This window comes from Acinetobacter sp. 1000160 (assembly GCF_000588715.1).
GTDB classification, from domain to species: domain Bacteria; phylum Pseudomonadota; class Gammaproteobacteria; order Pseudomonadales; family Moraxellaceae; genus Acinetobacter; species Acinetobacter courvalinii.
Map to the genome: position 1 here is coordinate 102,249 of NZ_JFWP02000009.1, position 24,662 is coordinate 126,910.

Sequence of the window (24,662 nt, forward strand, 5' to 3'; positions counted from 1 at the left end):
CTCCCATGATTCATCAAGTTGATGTTGTTGTTTTAGGTGCAGGTGCATCAGGCTTGATGTTGGCTGCAGAAGCAGGCAAACGTGGGCGCTCGGTTGCTGTGCTGGAAAAAGCCAATAAAGTCGGTAAGAAGATTTTGATGTCTGGTGGCGGTAAATGCAACTTTACCAATCTGGAGGTCGAACCTGCGAACTATCTTTCTGAAAATCCGCATTTCGTCATTTCTGCCCTGACCCGTTATACCAACTGGGATTTTATTGGTCTGGTATGCGAATACGGGATTGAATATGAAGAACGCAAGCACGGTCAGCTGTTTACCTTGAAAGGATCAAAAGAAATCCTGGAACTGTTACTGGCAGAATGTGCGAAAGCCAAGCGTGTACAGATTCAGACATATTGCGAAGTCCTGCAAGTCAAGGCACAAGCAGAGTCAGGTTTTAGCATTGAAACCAGTCAAGGGACTTATCAGTGTGAATCGCTGGTGGTTGCCACAGGCGGCTTGTCTATTCCAACTTTAGGCGGTTCAGGCTTTGGCTATGAGCTGGCACAGCAGTTCGGGCATCATGTTTACCCAACCCGTGCAGGTCTGGTTCCGTTTACCTTCTCTGACCAGTTTAAAGAAGTAACGACACGTCTAAGCGGTAATGCACTGGATGCAACGCTAATGAATGAGCGTCATCAATTTACCGAAGCCTTACTGTTTACCCATCGCGGACTTAGCGGCCCAAGTTCCTTGCAACTTTCCAACTACTGGCATGTCGGTGAAAGCTTTAAAATTGATTTCTTCCCAAGTCAGGACTTTGCTGAATTTTTCAAGGACAAGAAAAAATCTCAACCGAAGGTGCTGCTACGGACCCTACTTAGTGAATTTACCGCCAAAAGTATCGTGCTGGAATTGCAGCAATTGATCTGGGCAGAGCAAAGTGAAACTGCGATTGGCAATATCAGCGACTTGCAACTGGAACAGATTGCAGCACAACTCCATGCCTTCTCGGTCAAACCTTCTGGAACTGAAGGTTATCGCACCGCAGAAGTGACATTGGGTGGTGTCGACACCAGTGAAGTTTCATCCAAAACCATGGAAAGTAAAAAACAGAAAGGTCTCTATTTTATTGGCGAAGTACTGGATGTGACCGGACACTTGGGGGGTTATAACTTCCAGTGGGCATGGTCATCTGCACAGGCAGCAGCCCAATTCGTTTAAACAGGGTTTTGATGCAAATCACCTGCTTTTTCAGATGAAACCATACTTAATGTTGTTCATCTGAAGAATTAGCGGCTTCTGTCGAAGGCATCTTCTGTGTTTTTTGCATTGACTTGTCTTTACTTGGGCTTGATTTCGCCACCACAAATTTGTAGGCACTCGCCAAAAAACCGACAGTAATACCTGCAATAATAACTGGTGCAAATACACGATTTGGCCTCTTCATTCTGTTCTCCTATCGACTTTTTATTGAGAGACTAGGGCGACTTGCTCTATAAATGAATTGCTTTTTAGGCCAAATTTTACTTCGACCACCTCAAATGCCCCATCCATACTTTCGACATCACTCCGGATTTAAGTCATTTCCCATTCGGCGATATTAAGAAGCCTATGTCTTAATGTTGCTGATCTGGTTATAACCAAAGGCCTTCCTACTCATAAAAAACAAAACGACCACCCTGCTTAGAGTGGTCGAATTGCTAAAAAAAATCAAAGATTATTTTTTACGACTCATCCGAATAAGGCGGAGTCGGTGGAGTTGAGTTATCCGGAGTATTTGGTGACACTGGTGTTGGGCTCACCGGATTAGTCGATGAAGCAGGTGTCGGACTCACAGGATTAGTCGATGAAGCAGGTGTCGGACTCACAGGATTAACTGGAGACACTGGCGTTGGAGTCATAACATTGTTTGATCCAGCATCATCTTTGTGCAATGGGTTCGGTTGCTTCCCTTCTGTTTTTGCCTTGTCTAATAAATCACTTAACAGACGCTCTGCTGGCTGGCGACCACCTAAACCGAACGCCAGAGCAAAGGCGACAGCAACTGCACCCAGGGTTAAACCAAATGCCAGATTGACGATGGAATCGGCAATACCCATTGCTCTTAAGCCCATCGCAATCACAAGGCCCATAATTAAGACACGGACCAGATTACCTAACCAGCGTGAGCTATTATATTCCCCGCGCTGAACCACATTGGCAACCACATTCGCCAGCCAGAAGCCAATCACCAGAATTACCGCCCCCAGCAGGATACTTGCACCGAACTGGATGAACATGGCAATCAGCACACTCACCTGTTCCAGACCCAAACGGTCCGCCGCTTCTGACACCGCAAACAGCATGGTGAAGAAAACGATCAGATAACCGACAATGTCAGAAACACGTGTTTGACCTAGAAAACGCTGTAGATCGAGTTTTGCCGGAATTTCATCAACGCCTGCACCTGAAATCAGTTCAGCCACCAAGCGTCCAACAAAACGTGAAACGATATAAGCCACGATTAGAATCAGGCCTGCTGCAATAATTTGTGGAATTGCATGCATGATTTCATTCAGCATCGAGGTTGCCGGTTGCGAAATCGCCTCAATACCCAATGCTTCAAATGCCACGATTAAAGTGGTAATAATAATGACCGCAAAAACGAACGATCCTAAAAATTTCGAGACATTTGAATTTTTAAATAGACCGACTTTTTCAGCCTGAGCCTGTAAACCGAAGCTATTACTGAGACCTTCCACAATGCCACGGACAATCTTCGCAAGAATATATCCGACAAAGATAATCACACCTGTAATAAACAGATTCGGTAAATAAGCCACTGCTTCATTGACCATGTTCTGTACAGGAATCAGTAGACCTGTTAAACCAAGGATTGATAGCACAATCGGTAAGAACAGTAATAAAACCAACCAGTAGAAAATTTCGGCAATATTGCTGCTCAGTGAACTGACACCCACCTCGCCACTGAGTTTCTCATCCAGTTGGGTTCTTGCCAGAACATTGGTCAAGCCTGCACGTACCAGACGGGCAACGATCCAGCCGATAAAGCCGACTGCAACTGCAGCAAACAGATTCGGGATGAAGGCCAGAATACGCCCGACCATATTGCTGAATGGGTCACTTACACCACTAATATTTAAAACATTTAATGCACCCACGACCGCCAGAATCATGATAAACCAGAACACCAGCTTGGAAATAAGATTCTCAATATTTGGGGTACGGCCAGTTGCAGACGACAATTTATGATTGGTATCAAGTTTTTGCAGTAATTTTTTCACGCCGGCAGCAATCAGCAACGCGATAATCCAGCCCACCAGCAGGATCACGATTGCAGCTAAAATAGGGTGAAATTGATCCCAATAATACATTGCGTCAAATCCTCCACGGTTGGAGGGGTCATTAAAAAAATCATTCATGTTGTTATCCTTATGTTGTGTTTTTCAGTTTTGGTCTTAACCACCCATGCTTGCTCTATGAACTAAGAACATGATTTATGGATGCTTCCACCATAATTTTTGTCTATTTTCCAATCAATAAATGGCAGCACTAATACAACAAAAAGTGCGCAAAATATTGCAAAAAAGCTCATTGATTCACACCAATGAGCTTTTTGAAGAATTAATTCTCGGTCTTAAAATATGCTTGTCTAAGCATTCAGAACTGCCGACTGCATTTGTGACAAGATCACTTGCGCAGTTGGATTGGCCGAATGGTCAGCAACCATATAAACAAGTAATGCAACTAAAAAGATTCCCACTAGAATCAAAATATAAACGGGTAATCTTCTCTTTTTGGTAACTTCTTCTTTGCTCGCCACATGGGGTTGTGGCTTACTAAAATCATGCATGATAGCAGCCCTCTTCCTTATTACTTTTCAATATTTATATTAGCAATCCCCTATGTAGCATTGTGTGAAGAAGCTTCGGACTATCGTTGCGCCAGTTGCAGAACTCTACTTTTTTTATTTTATTTTTTGTTTAAAATATAGTCGGCTTTAGCGGGCAACAAAAATAAGCTATACTATGCAGTCCCGTTTTTTAAATGTTTTGCTTTATGTCCTATAGCCAACAAAGCGTTTCTCTTGATTTGGACACTGATGTTACGCATCAATGTTTTTTACATCACACGCGCGATGAACATTTGATTGGCATTATTGAATTTAATAAGCCAAGCTATATCTTGAAATGGGGAGATCTGGAATATTTTCGTCGCCGTACAGAAGAGTTTTCGGTGATGCCCCTGCCTGACTGTATCAATGCCATGATCATTGATATTCGTAATGTACAGCCTTTCCTCGACAATGAAGTACCCATTTTACCTTGGCGCCTGCTTGAAGAAGATTGTCCAGTCCGTTTGGTCGTTCCCCAAGAACGCCTGGAGCACTATATCGGGTTATTTGAACCGACCTGGTTAACTACAGATGTAGACACCGCGATTCAAGAAATTCGTGAATTTATGGATATGTTCGTCCATTAATTTGGTATTTAATTTATGCTCTTATGGCTTTAGCTGCCTGCAAAAAACAATAATATCAACCCAACTGCCAAGCCATGTAGTCCCATAGCCCAATTTGTGAGAGACAAATCCAAGTTGGGCTGTTTCTGATAAACCATCCAAAGATACAGCGAACAAATAAAAAAGAATAAGCAATACACAGCAAATGCCAATAAAGTTAGCCCTAGCATGATATTCCGGCTTAAATCGCCCCAGCCTCCTGCATAAACCGTCGTGTAGCTATAAATGATCAGCACAAGCATCAACAGCAGACCGACAAAAAAAGCCATATAAGGTACTTTGCCTATTCTCTTTTTTTTATCTTGTTCTTCCATGCCATTGTTTTCCTTATTATTGAGTAAGCTGGAATCACTCAATCCTTACTTTACCAATAATTCTCCACGGCAATATTGCCTTCACCACGGCGGTTCATAATCAGACCACGTTGCTTCAAGGCTTCCTTGGTATCCTCCACCATCTGCGGATTACCACATAACATCACATGACTACTGTCTCGATTAAAAGAAAGTCCTGCTGCTTTTTCCAATTCACCATTGCCAATCAGAACCGGTAAGCGATCATGCAAGGCTGCATTCGGATCACGGGTAATAATCGGAATAAACTTAAAGCCGGTATGCCCTTCACCAAAGAGTGCTGCAATCTCCTGAATACGCTCGACATAAGCCAACTCAGATTCAGTACGAACGCTGTAAACCAGATTGATCTGCTGATATTTATTCCATGTTTCAAAATCTTGCAACATCGATAAGAACGGCGCCAGACCCGTCCCGGTCCCCAACAACCATAAATCCTGTGGCAAAGGTTGCTGATAACGAGCAAGGGTTAAATAACCATAGGAGATCTTTTCCAGATACAGCTCATCACCCACTTTCAGATGTTGCAGATTAGAGGTAAATGCGCCATCGGGGACCACAATCGAAAAGAATTCTAGCGTTTCATCAAAGGGGGAAGACACCACAGAATAAGCACGGACCACCAGTTCGCCATCCACCATTAAACCAATTCGGGCAAACTGCCCTGCAGTAAATTTAAAATGGGCTGGGCGGGTCATGGTAAAACTAAAAAGATTGTCAGTCCAACGCTGTACAGATAAAACCTTTTCTACGCTAAATTTTTCAATTGACATGATTTGAACGTGGCACGAAACAGTAGGCTCATGTTAGCATGATCGAATAAATGATGGATACTCAAAACATTAAGGCTATTTAACATGCGCATGACTTTACGCCAGTTGGCTGTTTTCGTGGCGGTCGCTCAAGAAGGAACTGTAACCAAAGCGAGTGATGCTGTTCGTCTCACACAAAGTGCGGCAAGTATGGCCTTAGCAGATTTAGAAGATGGTCTGGGTGCACCACTGTTTGACCGTCTCGGGAAACGCCTACAACTCAATGATTTAGGCCGCTTTCTACTTCCTCAAGCCCTTGAAATTTTAGGTCGTTGCGATGCTTTTGAGCAGGCAGCCAAAGGTGAGTTGCAGAGCATTGATTTACGTCTCGGGGCGACACTCACTATCAGTGATTATTTAATGCCTGACTTAATGGCTGATTTCTTACAACGTCATCCACAAGCACATTTGCAATTGCAAGTGGGTAATACCCGTCAAATGATCGAAGCAGTGAATCAGTTCCAGCTTGATCTGGCCTTAATTGAAGGTTCCTGTCATTTACCGCAACTGCAATGTATTCATTGGCGCAATGATGAACTGGCCGTGTGTTGTGCGCCGGAGCATCCGTTGGCACAACTCAACCGCCCGATTACCCCGGCAGATTTTCATGAAGTAGAATGGATCTTGCGTGAAGAAGGATCAGGCACACGTGAAGTATTTGATAATGCCATTTTACAAGATTTACCAGATGCCAATATCCGTTTAACCCTGGGCCATAACGAAGCAATTTTAAAAATTGTCGCCGGTGGTTTAGGCATGTCCTGTATCTCCAAACTGGCAATTGAGCCGCTTCAGGAAAAAGGCCAGTTGGTGATTCTGGATACCCCTTATTGGGAATTAACCCGTCCGCTGTATATGCTGGTACATCGTCAGAAATATCAAGGTCCCGGTTTAAAAGCCTTTTTGCAATTCTGCGAAGCTCAGGTTTAGCTTTTTAAAATAAAAAATGCTTCCAGCTGGAAGCATTTTTTATACCCTTCAATTTAGAAATCGAAGCTCACCCCGAGTTTATAAGTACGACCTGCGCCAATAATGGCATAATCATTATTAAATACCCCTGCCCAATGCTTTTTATCAGCGACATTATCTACATTGGCTCTAAGCGTTGTATTTACGCCTCCCAGTTGAGTTGCATACTTCGCCCCTAAATCAACAATCGTATAATCAGGCAACTCTAAACTATTTGAGTTATTTAAATACTGTGTGCTCACATAGGTTGCCCGTGTATTTACACTCAAGCCATCAATACCGGGGATCTTATAGTCTAAGCTCAGTCCCGCAGTGAAATCAGGTATGCCATAAACGGTTTTTCCCTCCAGCGCAGGCGTACCAGACTTTACATATTCCGCATCTATATAAGCCAGATGACCCAATAAGCTTAAATCCTCTGTCACATTACCGGAGAAAGACCATTCAATCCCTCGCGAACGGGTCTCAGCATCATCTTTTACGGTCGAGGAAGCCTTGTCCAGATAGATATCTGGTTTTTCAATTTGGTATAGGGCAAATGTATTGAACCATGAACCTGTCTGGTATTTTGCCCCTATTTCATATTGCTTGGTTTGATAGGGAGCAAAAGTTTCACCTTTGTTTTTTGCATCTGGATAAGTGATGCTGGATACTTCAACGCCTTCAGATAAGCCCTCAACATAACTTGCATACAATGAAAGGTTGTCACCGAAAGGTTTAATCACAATACCCAGGCTTGGTGAAATCTTATCTGCTGAGTAATCGGTTTTTTTAAACAAATTTTTGGTATCAATATCCTGATAACGTGCTCCGAGAATCAATTGCAACTTGTCATCTAGCATGGAAAGCTGGTCAGTCAGGGTATAACTCACATAGCGGTTATCTGCATAAGGAACGATGTCAGGATAATTGATCGGCATTGCGCCATTGTCTGCTGGGTGATACAGGTTGGTATCAAAAGCCGATACCGTTGCAGCCGCATGCTGCCAATATTTACGTGTTAAATAATCTGCCCTTAACCCGACAGTATGCTTGATGCTTTCCGTATCGAACTTTGCTTCCAGCCCCGTATTTGCAGCAACATTGTGCTCCTGTGTCCCCACTCGATAATATTGGGACTTTGCTGCCCCTGTTTCAGCATTTTGTACAATCATACGTGTACCGAAGAGATGACCGGAATATTCTTTTTCCGTATATCCCACCGCTGCGAACATTTTTAAATCTGGATTAAATTTATATTCTCCAGACAATCCAGCATATTGGCTATTTTGCTTTCCTTCAATTTTTGGGAAATAGTTATTGTTGCCGTCTGGCGCTGCAATCACCTGTTTGATCGTGCCCATTGAAACCATGGCTGGAGAACCACCTTCCCGATGATCTCGCATCGCATAGGCATCAAAATTCAGTTTTAATTGCTCTGTCGTATAGTCCAGTGCAAGCACACCTGCCGCATTGCGATCATCCATTCCCTCAATCAGATGTTCTCCGCTACCATAAGTTCCGCTGGCTCGAATACCAAACTCCTGATCTGTTCCTAGACGGCGAGAGATATCAACACCAGATTTATAATATCCTCCATCTTCGTAACTGGCAGATACTTGCGTCAGATCTCGATTGGCACGTTTAGTCTGTGCCATGCCCCCCCCCCCAACCCCCCCTGCTGGTGCCATCCCTGCCACTAAAGCATTGGGACCTTTTAATACAGTCACAGATTCAAGAATATCTGTTGGAATACGGCCAGTCGGTGCCATCCCGAACAGCCCATTTAGATTGTAGTCTTCAAAGCCCACACTAAAACCACGAATCTGGACATTTTCATTTAAATGTCCTGCATTGGTCGTTTCACGAATACTTGGATCATTTCTTAATACTTCTGAAACAGTGGCAGCTTGTTGGTCCTGAATCAGCTGATCCGAATAAGTTGTAACAGAAAACGGAGTATCAATAAGGGATTTATTGCCTAAACTACCTAGGTTTGAATTTTTCTTAAGCTTGCCATTCGCATAACTGTCTTGCTGACCGGCTTTCACCTTAATCGTTGGTAAAACCGTATTGTCTTCAGCAACGGCAAACATCGGTAATGCAATGAGAGATAAAAATAATAGATTCTTTTTCATGTAATCAGACCCCGATAAAAATTTGATCACATTATATAAGACAAATTAACAAATGATAATAAAAATCATTAACAATATCATAACTATTATTTATTACTTCTTTTACATTCTCTAATAAGACGTTAAATTATTTCTCCTCATCTCTAAAAATATAGCTCTAAGCGCCAATGCAGCCTCATAGATCAATGAATGCCTTACCAACGGGAATCATTTTCACAAGGTATACCATCATTATCACCGTCCATTTTGGTATCAGGACAATTTTTAATAAAGAATTCAGCTTCCGCACGAGAATTCATCTGAGAACAATGTTGCCTTCCATCACAGCGAAACTGAGTGTTGGTAGCACTGGTCGAACGCGTTGCTTGCATCGGCTGCACCTGTTGATGCTGTAAAGCCCGCTCGGTCTTTTCTGAGAACTTCAGCTTAGGTAATTCACCAATTGCTTTGCGCTGTTGTTCTATAATTCTGCTTTGTTCCTCTGCCAATCGCGCGGCTTTAAGTTGTTTTGATTGCTGGTAGGATTGATATTTTTGAAAAACCAAAGCACTTAAGATTGCAATTACAATCAAGCCTACAAGGGTAAAGATTAGCCCTCTGTTCGACTGAGATCGACTACGGCCAGATAACGAGGATACGGACAATTTTTCATTTGCCGTGACTTCAGAAATAGAGCGTGATTCTTTTAAGTCCAGCCTGACAATATTGACTGCTTTAAATTTTCCACTTTCTTCAACCACTAGAAATTTGAGTCTTTCCCCAAGTTTCGGCTCACCCGTCTTCTTCGGAAAATCAGAAATATGAAAGAAAATATCTGATGCTCTTCTTTCTACATGTATAAAACCGAAACCACGCTCAGTATTATATTTTTTAATTTTCCCCTCAAGAATCATGCTCTATACTCTATTTTTATATAGGCTCTATTCTAATAAAAAAGAGGCGCTAAAGCCTCTTTTTCTCATCATGTCTAAATGGATAACTAAACAAAGAAATAATAAATAAAACGCAGTTAACGGCGGAAGTTTGACAATAATGCCGATGTAATCGAATTATTGTGCTCAGCAATTTTGGTCTTCTTGGTTTTGGCAGGATTCGGATCAAGACGTTCAATCTTGGTCGCTTTGTACTTCCCGTCATTTTCAACCACGATAAATTTTACTTTTTCATTTCTTTTCGGTTCAGCATCCGCTGGATATTCAGAAATATGAAAAAATACATCCCCTTCAGAAGTGCCAATAAAACCAAAGCCTTTGTCTGGATTATATTGTTTAATTTTGCCTTGATAGAATTCTTGCTTCATGACATTTATCCTATTTTCTCAATGCGATGATGACAGTATATAAAAATAAAAAAGAGACTTTCAATCGATCCCCAAAACAGCTTCAGGATGAGATCAAGTCTCTTTTTATGAATGTGTCAAAAATTAGTCTTTTTGAACACTACCAAAGATTTTATCGCCTGCATCACCCAGACCAGGAACGATATAACCTTCTTCATTTAAACCTTGGTCAATCGAGGCGGTATAAATACGAACATCCGGATGTGCCGCTTCTACTTTAGCTACGCCCTCTGGTGCAGCCACCAGCACCATAACACGAATATCTTTACAGCCACTGGCTTTCAATACATCAATCGCAGCGATGAGTGAATTACCCGTCGCCAGCATTGGATCAATAATCATGGCCAGGCGATTGGCAACATCTGGTACTAACTTTTTATAGTAAGTACGAACTTCTAAAGTTGCTTCATCACGTTCTAAACCCAAAACACTCACTTTGGCACTTGGGATCAGGCTCAATACGCCTTCCAGCATCCCAATACCCGCACGCAAGATCGGTACAATGGTGATTTTCTTCCCTGCGATACGCTGAGTTGAGACTTTCCCTGCCCACCCATCAATTTCATGCTCAACAACAGGAAGATCCTTTGTTGCTTCATAAGTCAGTAACATCGTGACTTCTTGCGCTAATTCACGAAAGTTCTTGGTACTGATGTCAGAACGACGTAGTAAACCAAGTTTATGGCGAATTAGCGGATGACGAATTTCTTGAATCGACACGAGTGAGTACCTAGGTAATGTTAATCTTTGCCTATTATAAAGCGTTTTTTTACTCGGCAATAAAAAAGCCCCCAATTTTGGAGGCTTTTTTGTACAAATCAGACGATTACTGTTGTTGAGACAACATAAAGTGCAATGGAGACAATATCTCAGCCTTCAAAGCCAGATTAATCATCGGATCTGGATAGACACCCATCACGAACACCAGTAATGCAGCAGCAAGCACCATCAAGCCACCTACTTTAGTTCCCCAGTGTGCATCGGCATCAATACGTGGTACATCTGGTGGTGTCATGTACATCACCACCATCACACGTAAGTAGTAATACAAACCGATACCACTACCTACCACGATCATGGCAGCCAGGAACCAGTGCTGAGTGGTGACCGCAGCCATCACTACAAGGAACTTACCAATAAAGCCTGCAGTTAATGGAATACCCGCTAAAGACAGCATCATTACCGTTAATGTTGCAGTCAAGATCGGACGGCGCCAGAACAAACCCCGGTAGTCGGCAAGACTTTGTGCTTCATCCACGTTGTTGTACGGGCTCGACATTAATGCAACTGCACCGAACGCACCGATAGTAGTGAGTACATAGGTAATCACGTAAACCGTTACGCTACCGAGGCTTGCATAAGTCATGCTGATCAAAGCAATCAGCAAATAACCAAAGTGTGCAATTGATGAATAACCGAGGATACGCTTCAAGTTGACTTGACGTACTGCAAGTAAGTTACCCACCACAATCGACAAGACTGCAATGATGGTAATCACTGTCACAATCGACTCAATCAGGATCGCACCCGAAGTGAGTAAGTAACGCACAAATAAACCGATCGTTGCCACTTTCGCAGCCGTAGCCAAAAAGGTAGCCATTGGCGCTGGTGCACCGGCATATACATCTGGCGTCCATTTATGGAATGGCGCAAGTGAAAGTTTGAATGCAACAGCAAAGATAATTAAGCCTAAGCCCAATAACACCATGGGTTGTTTGATTGCAGTAAACAATGCCTGAACAGAGTCATAGAATGACAATGAACCGGTATAAGCATAGATATACGCCATACCCATCAACAACATTGCAGACGCAGTCGCTGAAAGTACCAGGTATTTAATCCCCGCTTCCAAAGACTGGCTACGCTGATAGGTATATGCCAACATGCCGTATACAGGAATCGACATCAACTCCAGGCTGATGAAGAATGCTGCATAGTGCGAACTTGCCACCAGTAACATTGCCCCTGCCACTGAAGATAGCAGCAAGATGTAAAGTTCTTCGCGGTTTTCCTTATAGGTCTCGATATACGCATGAGACAAAGTACAGCACGCCAAGGCAGCAATCAGAATCAGGAATTGATAGAGCATGGTAAATGGATCAACCATAAACATGCCCATCACGTTGACTGGGGCAAAATGCCCAGTAAACATGGTGTATGCAATAAAGATTGCAGCAAGGTTTAAACCGACAACCGAAGTGGTCGCAATGAGGTTGTGATTACGTTTAATCGCAGTCAACAACATCACGACGATTGCGGTCAGTGCCACAATCATCACGGGAGCTAAAGGCATCAGCTCAGAAAAAGAAATTGTGAAGTTCATGGTTTATTGCATCTCCACATGTTCAAGTTGAGTTGCAGCCTGTTGAACAGTTTCAACAACTTCTTGTACTGGCATATAACTATTTACTAACCACTGCATGCTTGAATGTGACATATCCAGGAATGTTTGCGGGTAAATACCTAACCAAACCAGACCAATCACACAGATCATCAAAATGCTAACTTCACGCACTGATAAATCTTTCAGAGGAGTTTTGTAGTGTTGCTTTTGCTCTGGGTTTGGCTCACCAAACAATGCTTTGTGAATCAGGATCAGACCGTAAAGACCAGCAAATACCAGGCTCACTGCTGCAATGATGGTGAAAGCTGGATAAGCTTTGAATGAACCCATCAAGATCAGGAATTCACCAATAAAGTTACCTAGACCTGGTACACCAACCAATGCTGCTACAAAGAACATCAGGAAGAATGGCAAGTATTGCAGCTGACCACGCAGACCGCCCATTAAACGTAAATCACGTGTGTGTAAACGCTCATACACCTGACCCGACATAATGAACAATGCAGCAGATGACAAGCCATGTGCCAACATCATGATCATGAGGCCCTGGAATGTCAGGATATTACCTGCATAGATTGCAAGTAAGATGAAACCCATGTGCGAAATAGACGTATACGCAAGTAAGCGCTTCATATCGGTTTGCTGGTAAGCAAGGAATGCGCCGTAGAAAATACCAATCAAGCCCAGAATAATGGCGATATCAGCGAATTGTGCTGACGCTGCCGGGAAGAATGGAATAACGAAACGAAGTAAACCGTAGGCAGCTGTCTTAATCAAGATACCCGCTAAATCCACAGAACCCGCTGTTGGTGCTTGCGCATGCGCATCAGGCAACCAGCCGTGTAATGGGAATACTGGTAATTTCACCGCAAAGCCGATGAAGAAACACAGCATGAATGCATAAGCAACTTCAGGTGGTAAGTGGTTCGCAACCGCCAAGAGGTAGTTGTAATCGAAACCGATCATGCCTGTCATCATGTAGCCATAGACCACGAGGCCCAAGATACCGATCAACATGATCAAACCAGCGATTTGGGTATAGAGGAAGAATTTGGTGGCAGCGTAAACACGTGAACGACCATTCGAACCTTTATGACCCCATAATGCGATCAGGAAGTAGATTGGTACCAGCATCATCTCCCAGAAGAAGAAGAACAGGAACAAGTCAATCGCCAAGAATACACCGATGACCCCACCTAAACTCCAAAGTAAGTTTAAATGGAAGAAACCAACATTCTTCTGAATCTCACCCCATGAACAGCCAACTGCAAGTACACCGAGTAATGCAGTCAACAGCACCATAAGAAGAGATAAACCATCCACCGCCAAGTGAATGCTAATACCTAAAGTCTGAATCCATGGAAGATGGAATTCAGCTGCCCAAGTCGGGACTTTACCGCCCAACTCGTAGCTATATGTACCACTTTGCCAAAGTGCAATGCCCAAACCAAAGGTAATGAGCATACCAATTAAGGCAATCCAGCGCGGTAAGTGCTGGTCGAATTTATCAACCAACCAGCAAATAAAACCAGCAATGAAAGGAACTAAAATCAGTGCGGGTAAAATTAAATTGTTTTCCATTTTATTTCCCCACAACCTGAATCACGATCAAGATCATCAATAACACCACTACACCGAGTGACATGCTTGATGCGTATTCACGTAATGAACCTGTTTGACGCGAACTTGTAAAGCTATTACCGCCCTTCACAATGGCAGGGAGCACTAACCATAAACCGTCAACCGGATCACGACCTAAAATTTTCGCAATCAATAAATAAGGTTTTACAAAGACGATGTCATACAAGGCATCGAAACCGAATGCAGTACGGCAGATATGCGCTAAACCTGAACCCAAAGAACTTTGAGCAAATGATTTAACTGCACCATACGCAAAGGCAAACAAGAAGATACCTACAGCCAGACCCACAAGTGCAACACCACTTGCTAAGTGTTCAGCATGAGAAACAGCAGCTTCTAAGCTTTCAGGAATCACAAAACTTGGAATATTTGCAGTCGTCAATAACTTGGCAACGGGTGCCTGAAGGAAGTAACCAATCCCTGTTGACAATGCAGCAAGAATCGCAAGCGGACCCCAGTAAGTGACACCATGAATGGCATGTGCATGGGTTTTCTCTTCGCCGAAGAACACCACCCAGATTAAGCGGAAGGTATAGATCGACGTTAAGAATGCGCCTGCAACCCCCACCCAGTACAAGGTATTGTAAAGTGGAAGGTTAGCAATGGTCGACTGAGCATATACCGCACCCAAGATCGCATCTTTAGAGAAGAAGCCCACGGTTACGATTGGAAGTGCTGCCAATGCGCCACCACCGATCACGAAACACCAGAATACGAATGGGATCTTGTGACGCAAACCACCCATTTTGAAAATGTTCTGTTCGTGATGACATGCAAGAATCACTGCACCTGAAGAAAGGAACAATAATGCTTTGAAGAAGGCGTGAGCCAGCATGTGGAATAAACCTGCCTGGTATGCTTCAGCACCCACTGCCATGAACATATAACCGAGCTGACTCATGGTTGAGTAAGCCAGAATACGTTTGATATCGGTTTGAACCAATGCGGCAAACCCAGCCACAAGCAAAGTTACTGCACCCGTAATCGAGATGAACTGCATTACTTCTGGTGCCATTTCCATCACAGAGAACATACGGCAGCATAAGTACACACCTGCTGTGACCATGGTCGCAGCGTGGATCAATGCAGATACTGGTGTAGGACCCGCCATCGCATCGGCTAACCAGGTTTGCAATGGGATTTGCGCAGATTTACCTGCTGCACCCAAGAACAACATCAATGCGGTCCAGATCGACAATGATGAGCTTTGCGTCATCACGGTTGCTGCATTTTCAACAATGTACTGTGTATTCAAAGTACCAAACTGTTGATAAAGCAAGAACAATGCAATCAGTAAGAATACGTCACCCACACGTGTTACGGTGAATGCCTTGATTGCTGCCCAGCCATTTGCAGGATTTGAGTAGTAGAAACCAATCAACAGGTATGAACACAGACCTACGCCTTCCCACCCCAGGAATAATAACGCCAGGTTATCACCGAGTACCAACAACAACATGCTGGCAACGAACAGGTTGAAATAAGAGAAGAAACGTGCATAACCTTCTTCACCACGCATATACCATGATGCGAAGATGTGAATCAGGAAACCAACACCTGTGATCATGCCGGTCATCAATAATGACAAGCCGTCTAAATGTAAGCTAATGCCTGGCTCAAAACCGCCAACACTGAACCAGGTCCATAAATGCTGAACAAAAACGGTTTGACCGCTACTGGTAAATGCAAGACCGGCAATTAAAGCAAATAACGCAGATAAACCAACTGAACCGACACCAATAATGGCAGCGACATTTTCAGAAAGTTTGTCACGCCCTGCCGCTAAAAGGATAAAACCAATGAGCGGGAATAAAACGGTTAAATATAATGTACTCATCCGCGCATCTCACTAGCAGCATCCACATCCAGATGATGGAAGCGATGATAAAACTGAAGGACGATCGCAAGACCGATACATGCCTCTGCTGCAGCAAGGGTCAGAATCAGGATGAACATGACTTGTCCATCTGGCTGTGCCCAAACACTACCTGCCAAAACGAATGCCAACGCAGCAGCATTCATCATGATTTCAAGGCTCATTAGCATAAATAATAGGTTGCGTCGCACCATCACACCGTAAAAACCCAGTGCAAAAAGGATGGTTGCAACGATCAAACCATGTTCTAAAGGGATGTGTCCCATTATTCTTTATCCTCTTCTGCACCTGGTTCACGTTTGCCTAAGTGGAATGCTGCAACCAGTGCTGCAAGCAATAACATCGCGGCAACTTCTACCAATAATAGATAGTGAGTAAATAGGGCTTGACCGACTGCTTTCGGGCCAACAACTTCTGTACCCATTGGCGCAGAAATTGTGGTGTATTCACCGCCTAGCATCCATACCAGAATCAAGCCTAACAAGAAGCTCATCAGTGCAGGGTAGGCCCAGGCATCTGAGGTCAACCATTTGCTTTCCTGTTCAATCGTATCCTGGCCAAGATTCAGCATCATGACAACGAAGACGAACAAGACCATGATGGCACCTGCATACACGATGATCTCAAGCGCACCAGCAAACGGCGCGCCTACGATCATGAAAATGCCTGCAACAGCAAGAAGAGAAACGATCAAACTTAATAATGCATGCACAGGATTGGTGTTGGTCACAACACGTACTGTCGAAACAATGGCCACGAGTGCCATCAAATAAAATGGCCACATCATGGTAATAAGCTCCGTACATCAACTGGTGCACTTTCTTTTTGTGCCTGACCTTTGTCTTTACCGCTCACAGCCATACCGGTAACACGGTAGAAGTTGTAGTCAGGATATTTACCCGGTCCAGAGATGAGTAAGTTTTCTTTCTCATAGACCAAGTCTTGACGTACATATTCGCCGAGTTCGAAATCTGGTGTCATTTGAATCGCAGTGGTCGGACAAGCTTCTTCACACATACCGCAGAAAATGCAGCGCGAGAAGTTGATACGGAAAAATTCCGGATACCAACGTCCATCTTCTTTTTCCGCTTTCTGTAATGAAATACAGCCAACCGGGCAAGCCACCGCACAAAGGTTACATGCCACACAACGCTCTTCACCATCCGGATCACGTGTTAACACGATACGACCACGATAGCGTGGAGGTGCAATTTGTTCACCTGGTACTTCTGGATACAAGATCGTGTCACGTTTACGTGTTACATGGCTGAACACCATCCATAACGAACGTACAATCGATCCGAAGCCAGCTAGAATTTTATACATTTTGTACTCCCTGCTGTCCTAGGCCTGATTCATCAGAATCACAGCACCAGTCACTAACAAGTTGACCAACGCCAATGGCAAACAAACTTTCCAACCAAAGTTCATCACTTGGTCATAACGCGGACGCATTAACGAACCACGTGCCAAGACAAACATCATTACAAAGAATGCTGTTTTAATCACGAACCAGAATAATGGTGGAACAAATGGAATTTCCAGGTTAAATGGTGCAAGCCATCCGCCGAAGAATAAAGTTACGATCAAGGCAGAGATCAAGACCACGTTGACATATTCCGCAACGAAGAACATCCCCCACTTCATCCCACCATATTCTACGTGATAACCTTCGGCCAATTCTTGCTCAGCTTCCGGTTGGTCAAATGGATGACGATGCGTAACCGCAACACCCGCAACCACAAAGATCAGGAAGCCTAAGAATTGCGGAATGATGAACCACATATCACGTTGTGCTTCAACAATCTCACGCATGTTGAATGAGCCTGCAATCGCAACCACACCCATCAACGAGATACCCAAGAACACTTCATAAGAAATGGTTTGAGCAGCAGAACGCAGACCACCGAGTAATGAGTATTTGTTGTTAGACGCCCAACCACCAAATAGCACTGCATAAACTGCGATACCCGCCATTGCCATAAAGAACAATAGGCCGATACTCATATCCGCAACGCCCAGTGTAGGACTTACTGGAATCACCATGAACGAAAGTACCGCAGTTGCCATTGCAACTGCTGGTGCTAAACGGAAAGTCAGCTTATCCGCAAACTTTGGTGTCCAGTCTTCTTTGAACATGATCTTGAGCATATCGGCAACGATCTGGAACATACCACCCGGACCAACACGGTTTGGACCATAACGGTCTTGCCATAATGCCAAGAGACGACGCTCAATAAATGACATTAACGCAGCAACCAAAACCACCACCAGCAAGATCACAATGGCTTGAATCACTGAATAAGCGATTGGCCAGTTCTCAGCCCAAAGTGGCGTTTGACGTATAATTTCTTGATTCATGAATTACACTCCTACCGCCACAGACACTGGCTCTGCCAATGAAACTGTTGGTGCCAGACCAATTGGATAACCGATATAACCTGTTGGTAAATATTCGATCACTTGTACAGGTAAGCTGATGCTGGTCTCGCCCGCTTGCACGGTAATACGTTGACCATCCTGAACATTTAAACGGGTCGCATCTTGCTCGCCCACCGCAAACATCGCTTCAGGAATACGAGATTCCATTGCAGGTGTTTTAATGGTGAATTCGCCAGAACCAAAAATATGGTGCATTGGCACAAGACGGAAGCTTTCAGGATTCACAACAACTGCTGACGGCGCCACATAGCTACGTGCAGGACGTTTTGCCAAACGATCGAATAAACGCACACCTGAATCACCACCTTTTAAGTGACCGCCCACTTCATCCTGGTATTTGTTCCAGGCTTGTGGTGAGTTCCAGCCCGCAGACCATGCGAAAGGTACCAGTGACGATGCTGTCTGATTCCCTACATAACCTTCCATTGAGAAGGTTAATGCCGAATCAGGATCAGTCGGTTGTTTCGGTTCGTGAACCGATAATGGCGCACGCATTGCAGTACGGCCAGAATAACGACGTGGTTCACGTGCAATCTTCAAACCATGAATACGATAGCCCGCATCCGGTGCAACATCTTGAATCGCTTCAAGCACAGGAACATTCTTCACGATGTCATCAATTACATCATCAAGGAGTGTCCAGTCTACCGCTTTGCCTTTAAGACCCGTCTCAATGGCATGTAACCAGCGCCAAGATTCTTTGATCGCATATTCAGGCTTGTAGTAGCTTGGGTCATACACTTGATAGAAACGTTGTGCACGGCCTTCTTGGCTCACGACAGTACCATCACCCTCAGCAAAGCTTGCTGCTGACAGTACGATATCTGCAAGTTTCAAGGTTTCAGTTTCACTATGATCGAGTACGATCACAGTTTCAGCCTTGTCAAATGCAGCTTTCACTTGCGCTACAGGTAAACGACGAGTCAAGTCATTTTCAATGACAACCACTGCATCATAATCTTGTGCAAATGCTTGTTCTAAACTCAATCCGCCAAATAGTGCCAAGCCCATTGAGTTCACTTCAGGAACGGTCAATGACAAGCCTGCATGTTCACCAAGGTTTTGCGCAACTTGAGCCGCAGCTTCCATGATGGCAGGATCTTGTAAGCTGGTACCCGAGATAATCAATGGCTTTTTCGCCGCTTTCAAGGTATCTGCAATGGTTTGCGCAAATGCTTTGGCATCATCCGCCAAACCAGAAAGCGCTTCACCTTTAACCGCCGCAGCAACCGCGAAACCTAAACGTGCGATGTCATTTGGAGATGCAACCACTTCCCCTGTTGCCACATCCGCTAAACGGGTTTGTGTTGCAGCAAGGATATAGATTGGTGATTTTGCATCTTGACCGATACGTTGTACTGGTTCAGCCAGCCAGTCTGGGGTACGTGTTGCAGCAGCCATTTCTTTGGCTTTGTTTTTCGCAGCTTGACGAACCGATAAAGCCATACGTGGCGCAGTTTGGGTTAAGTCTTCACCCAAGATCAACACGGCATCATAGCTTTCAATTTCACGCATGTTCGGGTTATAGATCCCCTGTGTTTGCATGATTGATGCTGCTAACTCCACCAGATTCTGGTCTTTTTGCGACATACCGGTTGAATAGTTGTCTTGGCCAACCAGTTCGCGAAGTGCGTAGTTTGATTCCAGGCTTGCGCGTGGTGAACCAATACCTAACACTTTCTTGCCTTGCAATTGGGCAATCACCTGATCCAGTGCCTGATCCACACTCACAGTTGCAACTGTTTCAGCATTGCGGAATTGCGGTTGACGTGGACGGTCTGCACGGTTCACATAGCCCACACCGAAACGGCCTTTATCGCAAAGGAAGTATTGGTTAACTGAGCCGTTGAAACGGTTTTCAACACGACGGATTTCGCCATAACGCTCACCCGGAGAGATGTTACAACCTGAAGAACAGCCATGACATACGCTTGGCGCATACTGCATGTCCCATTTACGGTTATAGCGTGCTGAGTGGGTTTTATCGGTGAATACACCGGTTGGACACACCTCAGTCAGGTTACCCGAGAATTCAGATTCTAAAGTGCCTGATTCTGGGCGACCGAAATACACACGTGAAGCATTGGCATAAACACCAAAGTCGGTACCGCCAGCATAGTCTTTGTAGTAACGCACACAACGGTAGCACGCGATACAACGGTTCATCTCATGCGCAATAAACGAACCTAACTCTTGGTTATAGTGGGTACGTTTGGTAAAGCGGTAGCGACGACGATCGTGCTGGGTCATCACCGTCATATCTTGTAAATGACAGTGACCACCCTCTTCACAGACTGGACAGTCGTGCGGGTGATTGGTCATCAAGAATTCAACGATCGATGCACGGAAATCCGTTGCTTCTTTGTCTTCAATCGAAATATAGGTATTGTCGGCAGCAGGTGTCATACATGACATCACCAAGCGTCCACGTGTGTCCTCAGGATTCGCATACTGAGTCACCGCACATTGACGACAAGAACCAACAGAACCTAAGGATGGGTGCCAACAAAAATACGGGATGTCGATGCCAAGGCTGAGACATGCTTGTAGCAAGTTTTCTGAGCCGTTAACTTCATACGATTTTCCATCGACATGAATTGTAGCCATAGTCGAATTCCTTAAGCTTGTTCTACGTCTAGAGCTGGAGCATGGGTTTTAACCTTTGCTTCAAACTCGCTACGGAAATATTTAAGTGCGCCCATAAGCGGCTCCATCGCACCTGGTGCGTGAGCACAGAAAGTTTTACCGATCCACAATTTACGCGTCAGTTCTTGTAAATGGTCGATATCTTCTTTCTTACCTTCGCCTGTTTCCAGTGCTTTAAGCGCTTTCACTGCCCAAGGTAAACCATCACGGCATGGTGTACAGAAACCACATGATTCACGCGCAAAGAATTCTTCTAAATTACGTGTCGCAGAAACCATACATTGAGTTTCATCCACCACCATCAACAGACAGGTACCTAAACGTGAACCTGCTTTCATGATGCTTTCAGAATCCATTGGTAGATCAATGTGTTCAGCGGCCAGGAAGTCCGTCGATGCACCACCCGGTAACCAGGCTTTCAAGGTCAAACCGTCACGCATACCGCCCGCATGTTCTTCAATCACTTCACGCGCAGTGGTACCGAATGGCAGTTCCCAGAGACCCGGGAATTTGACTTTACCTGATGCACCATAAATCTTGGTGCCTGGATCTTTCGACTTACCTGCTGAAAGGTTGATATACCACTCAGGACCACGCAACATGATGGCTGGCAAGTTATTGTAGGTTTCAACGTTGTTGACAATCGTTGGACGGCCCCATGCACCTGCAACTTGCGGGAATGGTGGCTTGGTACGTGGATTGGCACGACGGCCTTCAAGCGAGTTAATCAATGCAGTTTCTTCACCGCAAATATAACGGCCTGCACCGGTATGAACGTGTAGATCAAAGTTCCAGCCCGTTCCGAGGATGTTTTCACCTAGGTAACCTTTAGCACGGATTTGCTCTAATGCTTCATTTAAGTATTGAGCTGCTTCGATATATTCGCCACGGATGAAGATATAACCTTGAGTTGCCTCTAGGGTATAACCTGCAATCAGCATCCCTTCGATCAATTGATGTGGAAGTTTTTCCATCAACAACCGGTCTTTAAAGGTACCCGGTTCCATTTCATCGGCATTACAGATCAAATAGCGAGGACCACCATCGTTTGGCGCCATCAATGACCATTTGATCCCTGCCGGGAAACCTGCACCACCACGACCTTTTACCGTCGCAGCTTTAATCACTTCAAGTACATCTTTTGGTGGCATGCCGAGCGCTTTTTTAAAGCCAGCATAGCCTTCTAGTGTTTCGTACTCGTCAGCATTACGTACTGCATCCTGTTTGCTCAAACGCCAGGTCAGCGGATGAGTTTCTGGATTACCGTCGCCATAAATTGGTTTTGGTTCAGTATTCATACATACTTCTCCAATAACTGTTTAACTGATGACACATCCACTAAACCATGGGTATCTTCATCAATCATTAAGGTTGGCCCTTTGTCGCAGTTGCCTAGACAGCAAATCGGGAGCAAGGTAAAACGACCATCTGCTGTGGTTTGTCCATACTGGATTCCCAACTCGCGCTGGAACGCTTCTGCCAAAGTTTCTGCACCCATCAAGAAGCATGCAATCGAGTCACACAATAAAATCACGTGACGACCCACAGGTTGACGGTAGATACGGTTATAGAACGTTGCTACGCCTTCCAGATCCGCCACACTCATGCTGAGCAATTGTGCAATCGCATTCATTTGTGCGTCATCTACCCAGCCATTACGGCGCTGTACACACTTCAAAGCATCCAGAGAGGCTGCACGTGGGTATGGATAGTGACCAATGTGATGTTCAATCTCATGGATTTCGTCCGCAGTCAAAATCCCTTCAACATTCACACGTGGTTTTTTATCAGTCAAAATCATCATAATCGTTTACCCCTAGCGATCCACGTCAGCCATAACCACGTCAATGGTCGCCAAATAAATGATCAAGTCAGACACCAGACTGCCGTTAATCACCGATGGCATTTGCTGTAAATGCGTGAACGTTGGCGTACGAATACGGGTACGGTAGCTCATGGTTGACTTATCCGAAGTGAGGTAATAGGTACTCGCACCCTTCACCACTTCAGTCATGAATGAAGACTCGCCTGCCGGCATTACAGGACCCCAAGATACGCTCAAGAAGTGCGTAATCAAGGTTTCAATATCTTGTAATGTCTTGTCTTTTGGTGGTGGAACAGCCAATGGATGATCCGCTTTATATGGACCAGATGGCATGTTATCCAAGCACTGTTGAATAATTTTCAATGATTCAGTGATTTCACGGAAGTGAACCAGGACACGTGCGTATGCATCGCCTTCATATTCCACTGGAATATCAAAGTCGAAGTTTTCATAACCACTGTATGGACGATATTTACGAACGTCAAAATCAATACCTGTCGCACGTAAACCTGTACCGGTCACACCCCAAGCCAACGCAGATTTAGCATCGTATTGCGCAACATTACGCGTACGACCAATAAATACCGAGTTTTTAAGTGCAGCCGTGTAGTACTCGTTCAAACGCTTCGGCATCCAATCCAGCAAATCTTTCACCAGTTTTTGCCAGTTGTTTGGAAGGTCGTGTGCTGTACCACCGATACGGAACCATGCTGGGTGCATACGGTAACCGGTAATCGCCTCAACGATGTCATAGACTTTTTGACGGTCTGCGAACATATAGAATACTGGTGTCATACCACCGGCATCCTGAATCGCGGTACCACAGAACAACAAGTGGTTATTGATACGGAATAATTCGTTCAACAACACACGAATGACTTGTGCACGTTCAGGGACTTTAATTCCTGCCATTTGCTCAACTGCCATCACGTATGGCATGTTTTGCGCACAACCACCAAGGTAGTCAACACGATCGGTATACGGAATGAATGAATGCCAGGTTTGACGTTCAGCCATCTTTTCCACACCACGGTGGTGATAACCGATATCCGGCACACAGTCTTTGACTTCTTCACCGTCCAGCTGTAACACCACACGGAACGCACCGTGTGCAGATGGATGGTTAGGACCCAAGTTCAGGAACATGAAGTCTTCGTCATCATTACCGCGTTTTAGACCCCAGTCTTCAGGCACAAAGCGTAAGTGTTCTTGTTCGAAATCCTGCTTTGCCTGGTCTTGCATATACGGCGTATATTCTGTCGCACGGGCAGAATATTCTTTACGTAACGGATGACCTTCCCAATAGGTTGGCAACAAGATACGACGAAGCATTGGATGCCCGGCGAAATCGATACCAAACATATCGTAAGCTTCACGCTCGTACCAGTTGGCATTTGGCCAGATATTAGTTGCGGTTGGAATGCTTAAATCATTTTCATTCAACGCAACTTTGATACGGATGTCACTGTTACGCTCAAGCGATAACAAATGATAGAACACAGTAAAGTCAGATGCTGGCAAACCATCACGGTGAACACGTAAACGCTCATCTACCGCAGACAAGTCAAACAGCATGACATAAGGACGTTCCACTTTACGGAGGAACATGAGGACTTCTTGCACGCGTGCGCGCTCAACCCAGACTGTTGGAAACTCTTCAAAAGTTGCCTGCACGTAAAAGTTCTCACCAAATTTGGTTTTGAGCTCTTCTACGATTGCAAATGCTGGGCGTGAATCAACTGGCGTTGATTCTGGCATAGCAATGTCAGTTTCAGCCATTGGCTTGGCTTCCTATT

23 protein-coding genes are annotated in these 24,662 nt (G+C 44.6%); 3 read left to right on the top strand and 20 right to left on the bottom strand.

Translation table 11 applies throughout. The annotated features are described in order from the left end of the window. Positions 1-5: 5 nt before the first annotated feature. Positions 6-1,202: an NAD(P)/FAD-dependent oxidoreductase gene (locus tag J699_RS02995; protein ID WP_032868061.1), complete on the top strand. Its 1,197-nt coding sequence runs from the start codon at positions 6-8 to the stop codon at positions 1,200-1,202. Between the two features lie 46 nt (positions 1,203-1,248). Here J699_RS02995 and J699_RS02990 read toward each other — a convergent pair whose 3' ends face one another. The 3 genes from J699_RS02990 to J699_RS02980 all read right to left on the bottom strand — a co-directional run bounded on the left by J699_RS02990 (position 1,249) and on the right by J699_RS02980 (position 3,834). Beyond that, positions 1,249-1,428 carry a hypothetical protein gene (locus J699_RS02990; RefSeq protein WP_032868062.1) on the bottom strand — a complete coding sequence of 60 codons (180 nt, stop codon included), beginning with the start codon at positions 1,426-1,428 and terminating at the stop codon, positions 1,249-1,251. Positions 1,429-1,705: 277 nt separating this feature from the next. After that, positions 1,706-3,403 (bottom strand): mechanosensitive ion channel, encoded by a 1,698-nt coding sequence (locus tag J699_RS02985; RefSeq protein ID WP_032868064.1) that lies wholly within the window; start codon positions 3,401-3,403, stop codon positions 1,706-1,708. Between the two features lie 230 nt (positions 3,404-3,633). Further along, a complete protein-coding gene (locus J699_RS02980) occupies positions 3,634-3,834 on the bottom strand; it encodes a hypothetical protein (RefSeq protein ID WP_005228936.1) in 201 nt (66 codons plus the stop codon). A gap of 206 nt (positions 3,835-4,040) precedes the next feature. On the opposite strand from J699_RS02980, the gene J699_RS0218885 reads away from it, so the two are divergent. Beyond that, entirely contained in the window at positions 4,041-4,463 is a 423-nt protein-coding gene (locus J699_RS0218885; protein WP_004770789.1) for a hypothetical protein, read from the top strand. Between the two features lie 29 nt (positions 4,464-4,492). On the opposite strand, the gene J699_RS02975 is transcribed toward J699_RS0218885, so the two are convergent. Then, on the bottom strand, positions 4,493-4,816 hold the full coding sequence (locus tag J699_RS02975; protein WP_032868066.1) for a hypothetical protein: 324 nt from the start codon (positions 4,814-4,816) through the stop codon (positions 4,493-4,495). Between the two features lie 50 nt (positions 4,817-4,866). Continuing rightward, complete coding sequence (locus J699_RS02970) at positions 4,867-5,628, bottom strand: ferredoxin--NADP reductase (protein ID WP_005228934.1); 762 nt, start codon at positions 5,626-5,628, stop codon at positions 4,867-4,869. Between the two features lie 84 nt (positions 5,629-5,712). On the opposite strand from J699_RS02970, the gene gigC reads away from it, so the two are divergent. Continuing rightward, a complete protein-coding gene (gene gigC, locus J699_RS02965) occupies positions 5,713-6,597 on the top strand; it encodes a LysR family transcriptional regulator GigC (RefSeq protein WP_005228933.1) in 885 nt (294 codons plus the stop codon). A 53-nt stretch (positions 6,598-6,650) separates the two neighbouring features. On the opposite strand, the gene J699_RS02960 is transcribed toward gigC, so the two are convergent. The 15 genes from J699_RS02960 to nuoC form a co-directional block, all read right to left on the bottom strand. Beyond that, complete coding sequence (locus tag J699_RS02960; protein WP_171076943.1) at positions 6,651-8,711, bottom strand: TonB-dependent receptor; 2,061 nt, start codon at positions 8,709-8,711, stop codon at positions 6,651-6,653. Positions 8,712-8,947: 236 nt separating this feature from the next. Then, positions 8,948-9,646, bottom strand: coding sequence for a cold shock domain-containing protein (locus J699_RS02955; protein WP_032868070.1), 699 nt, complete (start codon positions 9,644-9,646; stop codon positions 8,948-8,950). A gap of 116 nt (positions 9,647-9,762) precedes the next feature. Then, the gene (locus tag J699_RS02950; protein WP_005283667.1) at positions 9,763-10,053 is read right to left on the bottom strand and encodes a cold shock domain-containing protein; all 291 of its coding nucleotides are present in this window, start codon (positions 10,051-10,053) and stop codon (positions 9,763-9,765) included. 123 nt (positions 10,054-10,176) lie between these two features. Further along, positions 10,177-10,812 (bottom strand): uracil phosphoribosyltransferase, encoded by a 636-nt coding sequence (gene upp / locus J699_RS02945; protein WP_004770784.1) that lies wholly within the window; start codon positions 10,810-10,812, stop codon positions 10,177-10,179. Positions 10,813-10,918: 106 nt separating this feature from the next. Next, positions 10,919-12,415, bottom strand: a complete 1,497-nt coding sequence (gene nuoN / locus J699_RS02940; protein WP_005228929.1) for an NADH-quinone oxidoreductase subunit NuoN — start codon at positions 12,413-12,415, stop codon at positions 10,919-10,921. 3 nt (positions 12,416-12,418) lie between these two features. Further along, positions 12,419-14,017, bottom strand: coding sequence for an NADH-quinone oxidoreductase subunit M (nuoM, locus tag J699_RS02935; protein ID WP_005228928.1), 1,599 nt, complete (start codon positions 14,015-14,017; stop codon positions 12,419-12,421). Position 14,018: 1 nt separating this feature from the next. Beyond that, positions 14,019-15,914 (bottom strand): NADH-quinone oxidoreductase subunit L, encoded by a 1,896-nt coding sequence (gene nuoL, locus J699_RS02930; protein ID WP_032868073.1) that lies wholly within the window; start codon positions 15,912-15,914, stop codon positions 14,019-14,021. Beyond that, positions 15,911-16,219, bottom strand: a complete 309-nt coding sequence (nuoK, locus tag J699_RS02925) for an NADH-quinone oxidoreductase subunit NuoK (protein ID WP_004770776.1) — start codon at positions 16,217-16,219, stop codon at positions 15,911-15,913. The genes nuoL and nuoK overlap by 4 nt, the downstream gene beginning before the upstream one ends. Then, the gene (gene nuoJ, locus J699_RS02920; RefSeq protein ID WP_171062196.1) at positions 16,219-16,737 is read right to left on the bottom strand and encodes an NADH-quinone oxidoreductase subunit J; all 519 of its coding nucleotides are present in this window, start codon (positions 16,735-16,737) and stop codon (positions 16,219-16,221) included. The genes nuoK and nuoJ overlap by 1 nt, the downstream gene beginning before the upstream one ends. Next, positions 16,737-17,279, bottom strand: a complete 543-nt coding sequence (gene nuoI / locus J699_RS02915; protein ID WP_005228926.1) for an NADH-quinone oxidoreductase subunit NuoI — start codon at positions 17,277-17,279, stop codon at positions 16,737-16,739. The genes nuoJ and nuoI overlap by 1 nt, the downstream gene beginning before the upstream one ends. An 18-nt stretch (positions 17,280-17,297) precedes the next feature. Then, the gene (nuoH, locus tag J699_RS02910) at positions 17,298-18,314 is read right to left on the bottom strand and encodes an NADH-quinone oxidoreductase subunit NuoH (protein WP_004655440.1); all 1,017 of its coding nucleotides are present in this window, start codon (positions 18,312-18,314) and stop codon (positions 17,298-17,300) included. A 3-nt stretch (positions 18,315-18,317) separates the two neighbouring features. Beyond that, the gene (gene nuoG / locus J699_RS02905; protein WP_032868076.1) at positions 18,318-21,002 is read right to left on the bottom strand and encodes an NADH-quinone oxidoreductase subunit NuoG; all 2,685 of its coding nucleotides are present in this window, start codon (positions 21,000-21,002) and stop codon (positions 18,318-18,320) included. Between the two features lie 11 nt (positions 21,003-21,013). Next, a complete protein-coding gene (nuoF, locus tag J699_RS02900; protein WP_005283655.1) occupies positions 21,014-22,339 on the bottom strand; it encodes an NADH-quinone oxidoreductase subunit NuoF in 1,326 nt (441 codons plus the stop codon). After that, on the bottom strand, positions 22,336-22,845 hold the full coding sequence (nuoE, locus tag J699_RS02895; RefSeq protein ID WP_004770767.1) for an NADH-quinone oxidoreductase subunit NuoE: 510 nt from the start codon (positions 22,843-22,845) through the stop codon (positions 22,336-22,338). The genes nuoF and nuoE overlap by 4 nt, the downstream gene beginning before the upstream one ends. A 12-nt stretch (positions 22,846-22,857) precedes the next feature. Beyond that, the gene (gene nuoC, locus J699_RS02890) at positions 22,858-24,645 is read right to left on the bottom strand and encodes an NADH-quinone oxidoreductase subunit C/D (RefSeq protein WP_005228923.1); all 1,788 of its coding nucleotides are present in this window, start codon (positions 24,643-24,645) and stop codon (positions 22,858-22,860) included. Positions 24,646-24,662 lie beyond the last annotated feature (17 nt).

Excerpts from the sequence above, each read along its gene's own strand:
- J699_RS02995 (WP_032868061.1), top strand. The coding sequence starts at position 6 with ATGATTCATCAAGTTGATGTTGTTGTTTTAGGTGCAGGTGCATCAGGC.
- J699_RS02990 (WP_032868062.1), bottom strand. The coding sequence starts at position 1,428 with ATGAAGAGGCCAAATCGTGTATTTGCACCAGTTATTATTGCAGGTATT.
- J699_RS02985 (WP_032868064.1), bottom strand. The coding sequence starts at position 3,403 with ATGAATGATTTTTTTAATGACCCCTCCAACCGTGGAGGATTTGACGCA.
- J699_RS02980 (WP_005228936.1), bottom strand. The coding sequence starts at position 3,834 with ATGCATGATTTTAGTAAGCCACAACCCCATGTGGCGAGCAAAGAAGAA.
- J699_RS0218885 (WP_004770789.1), top strand. The coding sequence starts at position 4,041 with ATGTCCTATAGCCAACAAAGCGTTTCTCTTGATTTGGACACTGATGTT.
- J699_RS02975 (WP_032868066.1), bottom strand. The coding sequence starts at position 4,816 with ATGGAAGAACAAGATAAAAAAAAGAGAATAGGCAAAGTACCTTATATG.
- J699_RS02970 (WP_005228934.1), bottom strand. The coding sequence starts at position 5,628 with ATGTCAATTGAAAAATTTAGCGTAGAAAAGGTTTTATCTGTACAGCGT.
- gigC (WP_005228933.1), top strand. The coding sequence starts at position 5,713 with ATGCGCATGACTTTACGCCAGTTGGCTGTTTTCGTGGCGGTCGCTCAA.
- J699_RS02960 (WP_171076943.1), bottom strand. The coding sequence starts at position 8,711 with ATGTTTGCCGTTGCTGAAGACAATACGGTTTTACCAACGATTAAGGTG.
- J699_RS02955 (WP_032868070.1), bottom strand. The coding sequence starts at position 9,646 with ATGATTCTTGAGGGGAAAATTAAAAAATATAATACTGAGCGTGGTTTC.
- J699_RS02950 (WP_005283667.1), bottom strand. The coding sequence starts at position 10,053 with ATGAAGCAAGAATTCTATCAAGGCAAAATTAAACAATATAATCCAGAC.
- nuoN (WP_005228929.1), bottom strand. The coding sequence starts at position 12,415 with ATGAACTTCACAATTTCTTTTTCTGAGCTGATGCCTTTAGCTCCCGTG.
- nuoM (WP_005228928.1), bottom strand. The coding sequence starts at position 14,017 with ATGGAAAACAATTTAATTTTACCCGCACTGATTTTAGTTCCTTTCATT.
- nuoL (WP_032868073.1), bottom strand. The coding sequence starts at position 15,914 with ATGAGTACATTATATTTAACCGTTTTATTCCCGCTCATTGGTTTTATC.
- nuoK (WP_004770776.1), bottom strand. The coding sequence starts at position 16,219 with ATGGGACACATCCCTTTAGAACATGGTTTGATCGTTGCAACCATCCTT.
- nuoJ (WP_171062196.1), bottom strand. The coding sequence starts at position 16,737 with ATGTGGCCATTTTATTTGATGGCACTCGTGGCCATTGTTTCGACAGTA.
- nuoI (WP_005228926.1), bottom strand. The coding sequence starts at position 17,279 with ATGTATAAAATTCTAGCTGGCTTCGGATCGATTGTACGTTCGTTATGG.
- nuoH (WP_004655440.1), bottom strand. The coding sequence starts at position 18,314 with ATGAATCAAGAAATTATACGTCAAACGCCACTTTGGGCTGAGAACTGG.
- nuoG (WP_032868076.1), bottom strand. The coding sequence starts at position 21,002 with ATGGCTACAATTCATGTCGATGGAAAATCGTATGAAGTTAACGGCTCA.
- nuoF (WP_005283655.1), bottom strand. The coding sequence starts at position 22,339 with ATGAATACTGAACCAAAACCAATTTATGGCGACGGTAATCCAGAAACT.
- nuoE (WP_004770767.1), bottom strand. The coding sequence starts at position 22,845 with ATGATGATTTTGACTGATAAAAAACCACGTGTGAATGTTGAAGGGATT.
- nuoC (WP_005228923.1), bottom strand. The coding sequence starts at position 24,645 with ATGGCTGAAACTGACATTGCTATGCCAGAATCAACGCCAGTTGATTCA.